The 11,141-nt window shown below is 69.7% G+C and carries 8 protein-coding genes and 2 pseudogenes; 9 read left to right on the forward strand and 1 reads right to left on the reverse strand.

Annotation, left to right across the window (positions count from 1 at the left end; translation table 11 throughout):
• Positions 1–4 precede the first annotated feature (4 nt).
• The 7 genes and pseudogenes from FNH04_RS14125 to FNH04_RS14155 form a co-directional block, all read left to right on the forward strand.
• Positions 5–889 (forward strand): carbohydrate ABC transporter permease, encoded by an 885-nt coding sequence (locus FNH04_RS14125; protein ID WP_152784042.1) that lies wholly within the window; start codon positions 5–7, stop codon positions 887–889.
• A complete protein-coding gene (locus tag FNH04_RS14130) occupies positions 889–1,839 on the forward strand; it encodes a carbohydrate ABC transporter permease (RefSeq protein ID WP_152784044.1) in 951 nt (316 codons plus the stop codon). Before FNH04_RS14125 ends, FNH04_RS14130 begins: the two co-directional genes overlap by 1 nt.
• Positions 1,836–3,425: a family 43 glycosylhydrolase gene (locus FNH04_RS14135; RefSeq protein ID WP_322723035.1), complete on the forward strand. Its 1,590-nt coding sequence runs from the start codon at positions 1,836–1,838 to the stop codon at positions 3,423–3,425. Before FNH04_RS14130 ends, FNH04_RS14135 begins: the two co-directional genes overlap by 4 nt.
• Positions 3,426–3,783: 358 nt before the next feature.
• A complete protein-coding gene (locus tag FNH04_RS14140) occupies positions 3,784–4,785 on the forward strand; it encodes a LacI family DNA-binding transcriptional regulator (protein WP_228031364.1) in 1,002 nt (333 codons plus the stop codon).
• 935 nt (positions 4,786–5,720) lie between these two features.
• Positions 5,721–7,316 (forward strand): alkaline phosphatase family protein, encoded by a 1,596-nt coding sequence (locus tag FNH04_RS14145; RefSeq protein ID WP_386575920.1) that lies wholly within the window; start codon positions 5,721–5,723, stop codon positions 7,314–7,316.
• 203 nt (positions 7,317–7,519) lie between these two features.
• A pseudogene (locus tag FNH04_RS14150) lies at positions 7,520–8,587 on the forward strand (transposase); the annotation flags it as partial.
• 105 nt (positions 8,588–8,692) lie between these two features.
• Positions 8,693–8,854 (forward strand): annotated as a pseudogene (locus tag FNH04_RS14155) (IS5-like element IS4811 family transposase); the annotation flags it as partial.
• Between the two features lie 81 nt (positions 8,855–8,935).
• Here the strand turns inward: FNH04_RS14155 and FNH04_RS14160 are convergent.
• Positions 8,936–9,586: a TetR/AcrR family transcriptional regulator gene (locus tag FNH04_RS14160; protein ID WP_152784048.1), complete on the reverse strand. Its 651-nt coding sequence runs from the start codon at positions 9,584–9,586 to the stop codon at positions 8,936–8,938.
• A 222-nt stretch (positions 9,587–9,808) separates the two neighbouring features.
• Between FNH04_RS14160 and FNH04_RS14165 the strand changes: the two genes are divergently transcribed.
• Together FNH04_RS14165 and FNH04_RS14170 are read left to right on the forward strand one after the other, a co-directional pair.
• Positions 9,809–10,579 carry an NADPH-dependent F420 reductase gene (locus tag FNH04_RS14165; protein WP_152784050.1) on the forward strand — a complete coding sequence of 257 codons (771 nt, stop codon included), beginning with the start codon at positions 9,809–9,811 and terminating at the stop codon, positions 10,577–10,579.
• A 122-nt stretch (positions 10,580–10,701) separates the two neighbouring features.
• A partial coding sequence (locus FNH04_RS14170) for an alpha/beta fold hydrolase (protein WP_152784052.1) occupies positions 10,702–11,141 on the forward strand: 440 nt, incomplete at its 3' end.

An 11,141-nucleotide genomic window follows, 5' to 3' on the forward strand; every position in this document is an offset into this window, starting at 1 on the left:
CTCGATGATTCGCTCACTGCGCTGGAAGGGTGCCGCCTTCACGGTGCCCTTCCAGCTCGGCTTCGTCTTCCTCTACCTGCTTCCGATCGGCTACGCGGTCTACCAGTCGCTGTTCCTGCAGAAGCAGTCCGGCCTCGGTCTGGGCGGCGCGACCAGGGAGTTCGTCGGGCTGGAGAACTACAGCCACGGCCTGACCGACTCGGCGTTCATGACCTCCATCCTCAGGGTGGTGCTGTTCGCCTGTGTCCAGATCCCGTTCATGCTGCTCGTCAGCCTGGTGCTGGCGCTGTTCCTGGACGCGGTCACCTCGAAGACGGCCGGCCGGTTCCGGATCCTGCTGCTGGTGCCGTACATGATCCCGGGCGTGGTCGCGGCCATCGTGTGGGTCAACCTGTACAGCCCCGAGGTGGGCCCCCTCACCCCGCTGGGTGAGCTGTTCGGGTTCGACTGGAACTTCTTCGCGCCCTCGATGGTGTGGCCGGCCATCGGCAACCTGCTGACCTGGCACGGCATCGGCTACAACATGGTCATCATCTACGCCGCCCTCCAGGGCGTGCCCCGCGAGCTGTTCGAGGCCGCCCGTCTGGACGGCGCCTCCGAGCTGCGGATCGCGCTGAGCATCAAGGTCCCCTTCGTGCGCGGGGCGCTCGTCCTGACCGCTCTGCTGTCGATCATCCAGATGCTGCAGATCTTCAACGAGCCCGCACTGTTCCGGAACGTCACCCCGCAGACGGTCAGCGACAGCTTCACCCCCATCATGATCATCTACAACCAGGCGTTCAACGCCGGCAACTACCACTACGCCGCGGCCCTGTCGGTGCTGCTCGCCCTCATCCTCGGCGTCGCGTCCTTCCTCTTCTACCGGCTGACCTCGAAGGAGGTCGACTGATGGCACTGACGGAAAGCCGTAAGGAAAACGGCACGGAAAACGGCACGGAAACAGCCGCGGTGCCTCCCCGCGGGCGCGGTGTCCGCCGCCTCACCCGCCCCGACCCCGCTGCCCGATCACGGGGCGGGCAGCGCTTCCTCCTCATCGGCCTGGTCCTGGCCAGCGCCTACAGCCTGTTCCCCGTGTACTGGCTGATCGTGGCCGCGACCAAGGACCGCGTGGGCCTGTACCAGAGCAACGGCCTGTGGTTCTCCGACTTCCACCTGTGGGACAACCTGCACCAGCTGTTCACCTACGAGGACGGCATCTTCCTGCGCTGGACCGCCAACTCGTTCCTGTACGCCGGTGTCGGCTCCCTCGGCGGCACCCTGATCGCCCTCGCCACGGGCTACGGTCTGGCCCGCTTCGACTTCCCCGGCCGGGGTGTGGTGTTCGCGGCCGTGGTGGGCTCCTTCCTCATCCCCATCGCCCTGCTCACCCTGCCGCTGTACCTGCTGTTCTCGGCGATCGGCCTGGTCGACACCCCCTGGGCGATGCTGATCCCCTGCCTGATCAACCCCTTCAGCGTCTACCTCGCCAAGGTCTACACAGAGGCGACCATCCCGTTCGAGCTGCTGGAGGCGGCCCGCATCGACGGCGCCGGCGAGCTGCGCATCTTCTTCAGCATCGTGCTCCGCATGATGACCACCGGCGGCGCGACCGTGTTCCTGCTCGCCTTCGTCAACACCTGGAACGCCTTCTTCCTCCCCCTGACCGTGCTGCGCGGCCAGGAGAACTGGACACTCAACCTGGGTCTGTACTACTGGACCGGCAAGAAGCTGGAGTCGGGCATCGACGTGACCAGCCTCGTCCTGACGGGCGCGCTGCTGTCCATCGTGCCGATGGCGATCATGATGGTCGCGATGCGGCGCTACTGGCGGACCGGGGTGACGCTGGGGGCCCTGAAGTGACCGTGCTGCGCAACCCCGTCATCCGCGGCTTCGCCCCGGACCCGTCGATGGTGCGGGCCGGTGACTGGTACTACGTGGCGACCAGCTCGTTCGAGTGGTTCCCGACGATCCCGATCCACCGCTCACGGGATCTCGCCCACTGGGAGTACGCGGGCCACGTGCGCGGCGCGGCCCCCGGGGACTCGCTGGCCGGGGTGCCCGACTCGGGCGGCATCTGGGCGCCCTCGCTGAGCTGGGACGGGGAGCGGTTCTGGGTGGTCTACTCCGTCGTCCGCTCGGTCGGAACGCCGTACTTCGACCTGGACACGTACGTCTCCACGGCCACCGACGTGGCCGGCGAGTGGACGGCCCCGCGCCGCGTCGCCGGCCATGGCTTCGACCCGGCCCTCTTCCACCACGAGGACCGGCTGTGGCTGCTCAACCTGCAGAACGACCACCGCCCCGGTGGCCGGCGCTTCGCCGGGATCGTCGTGACCGAACTGGACCGCGGGACCCTCGAACCGATCGGCGGCACCCACCTGCTGCTCCAGCACGAACGGCTGATCGAGGGGCCGAAGATGCTGTACCGCGACGGCTGGTACGTGCTGGTACTCGCGGAGGGCGGCACGGGCTTCGAGCACGGAGTGCTGGTGGCGCGCAGCCAGAACCTGACCGGTCCGTACGAGCTCGACGACCGCCCCCTGCTGACGACACGGGACGACCCGTCCGTGCCGCTGCAGAAGGCCGGGCACGCGGAACTCGTCGAGGCGCCCGACGGGCAGTGGGTGCTCAGCCATCTGACGGCCCGTCCGCTGCGGACCCCGCACGGACCGCGCTGCACCCTCGGCCGGGAGACCGCCGTCCAGGCGGTGACATGGGATGCGGAGGGCTGGCCGCGGCTGCGGCACGGCGGCCATCACCCCGCGGTCGAGGTCGACGTGACGACACCACCTCAGGCATCTCCACCGGTCACCCGGGAGGATCCGTTGGGCTGGCCCTGGAGCACCCTGCGCCGGCCCCCCGACCCCTCCTGGGCCGACACCACGAGCCGCCCCGGCTGGATCCGGCTGCGTGGCCGGCACGGTCCCGAGTCCCGCTGGGAGCACAGCCTGCTCGCCCGGCGCATCACCGAACACCGGGCGGAGGCCGAAGTCACCGTCGAAGCCCGGCCGTCGACGTTCACCCAGGCCGCGGGGCTGGTGCTCCGCTACGACGCCGAGGCGTACCTCAGCCTCGACCTGACCTGGGCCGAACCGGAGGGCGAGGGGCAGCGCGGGCAGCAGTGGCGGGGTGAGGGACGTACGGTCCTCAGCCTGGTGGAGCGGGACGAGGGGGGTACGCGGGAGGTTGCCGTGGTGGAGGTCGGTCCGGGCGTGCCGGTCACGCTGGGCGTGACGACCGACGGTGCCGACGCGCGGTTCTGGTACGTCCGGGGCGGGGTGCGCACTCCCGTCGGTCCGCCCCTCGACTTCAGCCGGCTCTCCGACGACCACGGCTCCCGGCTGCGCTTCACGGGCGCGGTGGCGGGCATCCACGCCCGGGATCTGGTCGACGCGTCCTTCACGGCCGACTTCCGGGGCTTCCGGCTGACATGCACACCGGAGTGACACGAGTGACACGGTCCGACACGGTCGGCGGAAGACTTTCGAAAGTTCAGGACCACGTGATGCTGCGATTCCCATGTCTTCACGTCACCTCGTGTCACACCTAGGGTAGGAAGCGCTTTCTGTTTCGATCGGCCGACAGCAGCGCTGGTCCAACTTTCGATGGCCCTCGGGCGGGCCGGAGAGGTGGTCTTCGATGGTCCGTTCCGGGAGCGGGGCCGTGGTCCGTACCGCAGGTGCGACCCACAGGACAGGCGCGGCCCGTACGGGGAGTCCGGCTGCCCGTACGGAAGGTACGGCCGCCGGTACGGAAGGTACGGCCACCCGTACGGCAGGTGGCGGCCCGGCGGCCGGGCCGACGCTGGCGGTCGTGGCACGCGAGGCCGGGGTGTCCGTACCGACCGCCTCCAAGGTGGTCAACGGCCGGGAGGACGTGGCGCCGGAGACGCGGCGGCGGGTCACCGAGGCGCTGGAGCGGCTCGGCTACGTTCGCAGACCCCGCTTCGAGGCGGCGAAGGCGCGGGGCCTGGTCGACCTGGTGGTGCACTCGCTGGAGAGTTCCTGGTCGGGCGCGGTGCTGCACGGGGTGGAGGAGGCGGCGCACGACGCGGGCCTCGAGGTGGTGGTGTCGGCCGGGCTGACCCGGACCCGGGGCGGGCGTCCCGAGCGCGGCTGGATGGACAAGCTGACCACCCGCGGCTCGTCCGGGGTCCTCTTCAACCTCGCCGAGCTGACACCGTCCCAGTACACCTGGCTGGACCAGCACCGCATCCCCTTCGTGATGATCGACCCGGTGGTCGAACCCCCGCAGAACGTGGTGTCGGTGGGCGCGGCCAACTGGCAGGGCGGGGTCAGCGCCGCTGAGCACCTGCTCGCGCTGGGCCACGAGCGGATCGGGTGCATCGGCGGGTACCGGCGGAAGATGTGCAGCAGCGCCCGGATCGCGGGCTACCGCTCGGCGCTCACCTCGGCGGGGGTGCGGAACCGCCACGAGTACGTACGCCACGGCGACTTCGACGAGACCACCGCGTACCACCGCATGCTGGAACTCCTCGACCTGCCCGAACCGCCCACCGCCGTGTTCGTGTGCTCCGACAAGATGGCCCTCGGGGTGTACCAGGCACTGGCCGAGCGGGGGCTCCGCGTACCGGACGACATGAGCGTGGTCGGCTTCGACGACCTGCCGGAGGCGCGCTGGGCCAGCCCCGGCCTCACCACGGTCCGCCAGCCGCTGTCGGAGATGGCGGCGACGGCCATGCGGCTGCTGGTGCGGATGATGGCGGGCGAGCAACCGGAGGGCACGCGAACGGAGTTGTCGACGCGGCTGGTGGAGCGGGCGAGTACGGGGGCGCCCCGGGAGTGAGGAACGGCCGTCGGTGACAGGACTCTTCAAGGCAGAGTAAGGGCCGAGTAAGGATTGGTAACCGGGTGAACGGTGGCCATGGGCAGCCCGTACGGTAAGTGGCGGTCCTGGCCGACGACAGGCCCGGTCCGCCGTACCACCGCACGGTTTTCCATGGAAGGACCTCCGGGTTGTCGCACACACGCACTTCGCAGCTTCCGGCAACGGACCACGAAGCGGCCGCTGCTCCGGAGCGATCACCCGACGCGGACGAGAGTACGGCCGCGAGGGGTTCTTCTGCCGGGACCTCCGCCGAGGCCCGGGAGGCCGCCGAGGTCCGGGAGGCCGGTGACGTCGGGGCCTCCGAGGAGCGGCCGGCCGCGGAGAAGACGGAGAAGGCCGAACCCGCCGACGAGGACGCCGCGTTGAGCGGCGAGCCGGTCGAGGCGGATCCGGAGCCCTCGGCGGAGGACGCGGACGCCTCCGCCGCCGGCCGCTCGACGGATCCGAGCGAGCCGACCGATCCGAGCCGGCTCTCCGGAGACGGGCGCACCCCGGACGAAGAGGTGGCCGGTACAGGCACCGAGGCCGGTGGGGACACCGAAGCCGGTACGGATTCCGGAACCGGCGGGGACGCCGAAGCCGGTACGGATTCCGGAACCGGTGGGGACGCCGAAGCCGGTACGGACACCAGAACCGGTGGGGTCACCGACGCGGAGACGGCGGGCACCGGTCAACCCGACGGACCCGATGAAGCGGGTGGGCCCGGCGAAGCCGGGGAAACCGGCGAACGCGGCGCACGTGACGGAGCTGCCACCCCGTCCGCCCCTGGCCATGACGGCGGCGATCCGCCGGGCGAGGCGGGCGGCGGGGCGGCGGACGAGCCCCCCGCCCCGCGCGGCCGGCGTGGCCGTCACCCGAAGGCGGAACGGGTCCTGGCCTGGACCACCACCGCACTGGCGGTCGCGCTCGTCGTCTTCGCGCTGCTCCTGCCGAACGACATCTCGAAGATCGAGCCGGGCAGGTTCCTGCGCATCCCGGCGGAGGGCATCCTCGGTGCCGCCCTGCTGCTGGTGCTGCCGCCGAGGGCGCGGCGGATCGTGGCGGTGGTCGCGGGCCTGGGCCTCGGCGCGCTGACGATCGTCAAGTTGCTGGACATGGGCTCGTACTGGACCCTGGACCGCCCCTTCGACCTCGTACTCGACTGGATCCTGCTCGACGACGCCCAGTCGTTCATGAAGGACTCACTCGGCGAGAACGGAGCGCTCGTCGCGACGATCGGCGTGATCGTGCTCGCCGTCGTCATGGTCGTCCTCCTCGCGCTGTCCGTCCTCCGGCTGAGCCGCCTCATGGTCGAGAACCGGCACACGACGGGCCGTACGCTCCTCATCCTGGGCACGGCCTGGATCACCTGCTCGACCCTGACCCTGGAGTCCTCCGGCGTTCCGATCGCCTCCCACAGCGCGGCCACGCTCATCGAGAACCGCGTCGAGTCGGTGCGCAAGGGCCTGCGGGACGGGGAGGCGTTCGAGAAGCAGTCGGCTATCGACGCGTTCGCCGACACCCCGCCCGACCAGCTGCTGACCGGGCTGCGCGGCAAGGACGTCCTGATCACGTTCATCGAGAGCTACGGCCGTTCCGCGATCGACGACCCGCAGATGGGCGTGCCGTTGGGCGAGACGCTCGCCCAGAAGACACAGGAGCTGAAGGACGCCGGGTACGCGTCCCGCAGCGGCTGGCTGCGCTCCCCCATCACGGGCGCCGGCAGCTGGCTGGGCCACTCCACGTTCCTGTCCGGTCTGTGGATCAAGAACCAGTCGCGTTACAACAACCTCGTCGCGAGCGACCGTCTCACCCTCACCGAGGCCTTCCGCCGCACCGGTGCCTGGCGCACGGTCGGCATCGTGCCGGGTACCCAGAAGGCGTGGCCGGAGGGCAAGTTCTTCGGCCTGAACCACATCTACGACTCCGACCAACTCGGTTACCAGGGCCCGAAGTTCAGCTGGTCCACCATGCCCGACCAGTACACCCTGAAGGCGTTCGAGGAGCTGGAGCACGGCAAGGCCGGCCGCAAGCCGATGATGGCGGAGATCATCCTGACCTCCAGCCACAACCCCTGGGCGCCCATCCCGAGCACGATCCCCGAGGACCGGATCGGTGACGGCTCGATCTACCACTCGCTCCAGAAGGCGGAGGGCAAGGACCCCAAGGAAGTCTGGAAGGACCCCTCGAACGTCCGCGACGAGTACCGCAAGTCCATCCAGTACTCCGTGACCAGCCTCGTCGACCATGTCGCGAAGTACGGCTCGAAGGACACCGTCCTGATCTTCCTCGGCGACCACCAGCCCAACAAGACGGTCACCGGCGAGAACCCCAGCCACGACGTGCCGGTCTCGATCGTCGCCCAGGACCCGGAGGTCCTGGACAAGATCGCCGACTGGGGGTGGACGGACGGCCTCAAGCCCGCCGAGGACGCCCCGCAGTGGCGGATGGACAAGTTCCGCGACCTTTTCATGACGGCGTTCGGTTCGCAGGCGGACGGAACACCTTAGAGCTCGTCGCCTCGCACGCTGCTACGAGCGCCGTATGAGCCCACTCCTGTCCGCCGGAGTCCATAGCTTGTTCTTTTTCTTCCGGCCTCGAACGGTGTCTCGAACTGGGTCGCTCAGCAGGGGGTTCGCCGGACATGGGGGCGGCCTTCGTCTGATCATGTGCTCCGACCAAGGTGCACGTGACCAAGACGAAGGCCGTGAGGGTGAGTCTGCTGCCTGATGCAGTCCGGAGGGAAGCGTTCGCGGAAGCGTCACGCTTCCGGGGAGAGTTCTACGAGTGCCTGACCGCACGGCGCGACGAGTTGTTCGAGCTGGTGGACGCGATGCTGTGTGCGGACGGTGCGGTGAAGTCGCCGGTCGACCTGACTCTGCTGCCCGAACATCGACGTGGGCACGGAGCGATGTACGGCGGTCTGAACCACGGCCGGATCGATGCCGGTCGGTTGCGGACGGTGCTGGCCGGGCTGTCGCTGCCGCGTTTCGACGGCGGACGCCTGGTCCTGGCGGTCGATGTGTCGCCGTGGCTTCGCTCGGACGCGCCGTGCTCGGCGGACCGGCTGTTCTGTCACGTCTACGGCCGGGCGAAGGCGGCGTCTCAGTTCATTCCGGGCTGGCCGTACTCCTTTGTCGCCGTGCTGGAGCCGGGTGCCACGTCCTGGACCGCGATCCTGGATGCGGTCCGGCTGGGACCCGTAGACGACGCGACCGCAGTCACCGCCGCCCAGCTCCGAGGAGTTGTTGAACGGCTCGTCGCGGCCGACCAGTGGCAGAGCGGGGACCCTCATATCGTGATCGTCAGCGACGCCGACTATGACGTCACCCGCCTGGCCTGGGTCCTGCGCGACCTGCCCGTCGAGTTGGTTGGCCGCGTCCGCTCCGACCGGGTCATGCGCCTGCCCAAGCCGCCTCGCGTCCACGACCCGAAGGGCGGACGGCCACCTAAGCACGGCCCGGAATTCCGCTTCGCCAAGCCGGAGACCTGGCCCGAGCCCGCGATCACCACGACCACCAACTACGGCAAGGCCGAGACCCAGGCGTGGGACCGGGTCCACCCAAGGCTCACCCACCGCTCCTCATGGCTCGACCACGACGGTGAACTTCCCCTGGTCGAGGGGACGTTGATGCGGTTGAAGGTCGAGCATCTGTCGAAGGACCGGGATGCCCCACCGGTGTGGTTATGGTCCTCCAAGACCGGCGCCACCCCGGACGACGTGGACCGCTTCTGGCAGGCATTTCTCCGCCGCTTCGACCTGGAGCACACCTTCCGATTCATTGGAGAGCCGGATGACAGGGAAACCGTCATGTCCGGTTCGGCGGGAGGCCGCGCGGAGAAGGACTCACCTCGGTGAAAACCTCGCTGCGCGGCCCACCCAACCGCCTGGATGATGCACGCCCGCCGCCACGCAAGGGACTACGAACGGCTCATCCAGCACTCCGAAACACTGATCACCTGGGCCGCCATCACCCTCATGAGCAGGCGCCTCGCCCGCAAGGGCGCCACCCCCAGCTGGCCAAGGAAACCAGCGCTGGCCGACACCTGACGGCACCGCTCGGCAATCTCCGACGCCTCGCCCGTGACAGGAATGTCCCAAGATCACGGGGAAGCCCAGGTTTCCCGGTCAGTGGTTGCCGGGTGTGTCCGTGTGGGGTGTGGGCTCGGGCAGGGGTTCGGTGTTGCGGCTGGTGAGCCCGTCGAGGGAGATGCGCAGGAGTCGGCGCCACTGGCCGGGGTGACTGTCGCCGGTGGTCAGGACGGCCTGGCTGAGGGAGCCGCTGAGCAGGACCAGGTCGTCGGTGGTGACGTCGGGGCGCAGGAGGTCGGCGTCCATGCAGCGGATGCGCAGCTCGTCGATGAAGGTGTAGCAGCGCTGGGCGCAGGAGGGGGTGGGGCCGCCCCTGGTGGTGTAGCTCTCGACGACGGCCCGGTTGCCGGCCTGGGTGGTGAGCATCTGCTCGAAGAACCCGGTCAGCGCCTGCCAGGGGTCCTCGGTGGCGGTGGCCTGCTGGTGGGCGTCGGCGAGCCAGGAGCCGAACTGGTCTTCCAGGACGGTCAGGAGCAGGTCGTCCTTGGTCGGGAAGTGCCGGTACAGGGTGCCCATGCCGACGCCGCTACGGCGGGCGATCTCACGGACGTCGACGGCGGCGCCCTGCTCTGCGAAGACGACGCCCGCCGCCTCCATGATCGCGGCACGGTTGCGCTCCGCGTCGGCGCGGCGACCGCGCCTGGCGGGCTGCTCGGGTGCGGGAGTCGACTGGTCGGCGAGGGTCATGGCATTCAGAGTACAGGGAAACCCAACATTTCGGAGCACTCGCTCCGGTTGCGTCACGCCCAAGAGGAGCACTCGCTCCGATTGTGCTACCTTCAAGGGGAGCGCTTGCTCCGCTTGGTGGTGTGAGGGGCCTTGTCCTGCGCCTGCACTCCTGCTTGAGCCCTGCTCCCCTACGCAACCACTGGCGGACTGCACGGTCCGCGAGATGAGGAGACCCCTTCCATGGCAACCCTTGGCTTCATCGGCAGCGGCAACATCGGCACGGCTGTGGCCCGGCTCGCGATCGCGGCAGGGAACGATGTCGTCCTGTCCAACTCCCGCGGTCCCGAGAGCCTGGCCGAGACGGTGGCGGATCTCGGGGAGCGGGCCCGCGCCGTGACCCCCGAGGAGGCGGCGCGGGCGGGTGACTGGGTGGTGGTGAGTATTCCGCTGGCCGCCTACCGGGATCTCCCGGCCGACGCGCTGGCGGGCAAGGTCGTGCTCGACACCATCAACTACTACCCATTCCGCGACGGGCACTTCGACGTCCTCGACTCCGGCAAGACCACCACCAGCGAACTGGTCCAGGAACACCTGGCCGGCACGAAGCTCGTCAAGGCGTTCAACAACATCAGCGACCATCACATCCCTTCCCTCGCCCGCCCGGCAGGCGCCGCCGACCGCACCGCCCTGCCCATCGCCGGCGACGATCCCGAGGCCAAGGCGGCTGCCGCCGAACTGATCAGCCGGCTGGGCTTCGACACCGTCGACGCCGGCCCCCTGGCCGAAAGCTGGCGCTTCGAGCCGGAGACCGCCCCCTACGCGGTGCCCTACTCCGCCGCCCCCGACGCCATGAGGGCCTTTTGGGCTGAGGTGAGCGAGGCCCTCCGCGCCGGCACCATGCCGCAGACACCGCCCCCGGTCGATGGGGGCGTCCCGCTGCCCGCAGCGCAGCTGCGCACCCTGCTCGCCGACACCCCCCGCAAGCTCACCGCCGATCGCGTGGTGGCCTGACCCCCTTGACGAGCCCTCGCCGCTCCGGCGCACCCGCTCCGCCCGGGAGAGATCCCTGCCGAGCACGGACCCGGACAGGAGGGACTCGATATTCCATCCCTGTGCCACGAGGAGACCCCACCATGCCGTTCACCGTCACTGACGTGCCGCACCTGCCCGCCGGGTTCGCCGACACTTTCACCAGCAAAACCGTCACCACCAGTGAGGGCCTGACCCTGCACGCCGTCGTCGGCGGCAGCGGCCCGGCGCTGCTGCTCCTGCCCGCCTGGCCTCAGTTCTGGTACCACTGGCGCCTGGTCATGCCCGCCCTGGCCGAGCACTTCACCGTCGTCGCCGCCGACCTCCGCGGCCTGGGCGGCAGCGACAAACCCGCCACCGGCTACACCCCCGTCACGCTGGCCGCCGACATGGCCGACCTGATGACCGCTCTGGGCCACGACCGCTTCGCCGTCGCCGGCTACGACCTGGGCATGAACGTCGCTCAGGGCCTCGCCGCGAGCCACCGTGACCGGGTCACCCGCCTCGTCGTCGGCGAGTCCGTCCTCCCCGGGCTCTCCCCGTC

The organism is Streptomyces phyllanthi (assembly GCF_009377205.1).
In the GTDB taxonomy this organism is placed as follows: Bacteria; Actinomycetota; Actinomycetes; order Streptomycetales; family Streptomycetaceae; genus Streptomyces; species Streptomyces phyllanthi.

Coding starts and splice junctions, on each gene's coding strand:
- FNH04_RS14165 (WP_152784050.1), top strand. CDS start 9,809: ATGGCAACCCTTGGCTTCATCGGCAGCGGCAACATCGGCACGGCTGTG.
- FNH04_RS14125 (WP_152784042.1), top strand. CDS start 5: ATGATTCGCTCACTGCGCTGGAAGGGTGCCGCCTTCACGGTGCCCTTC.
- FNH04_RS14160 (WP_152784048.1), bottom strand. CDS start 9,586: ATGACCCTCGCCGACCAGTCGACTCCCGCACCCGAGCAGCCCGCCAGG.
- FNH04_RS14130 (WP_152784044.1), top strand. CDS start 889: ATGGCACTGACGGAAAGCCGTAAGGAAAACGGCACGGAAAACGGCACG.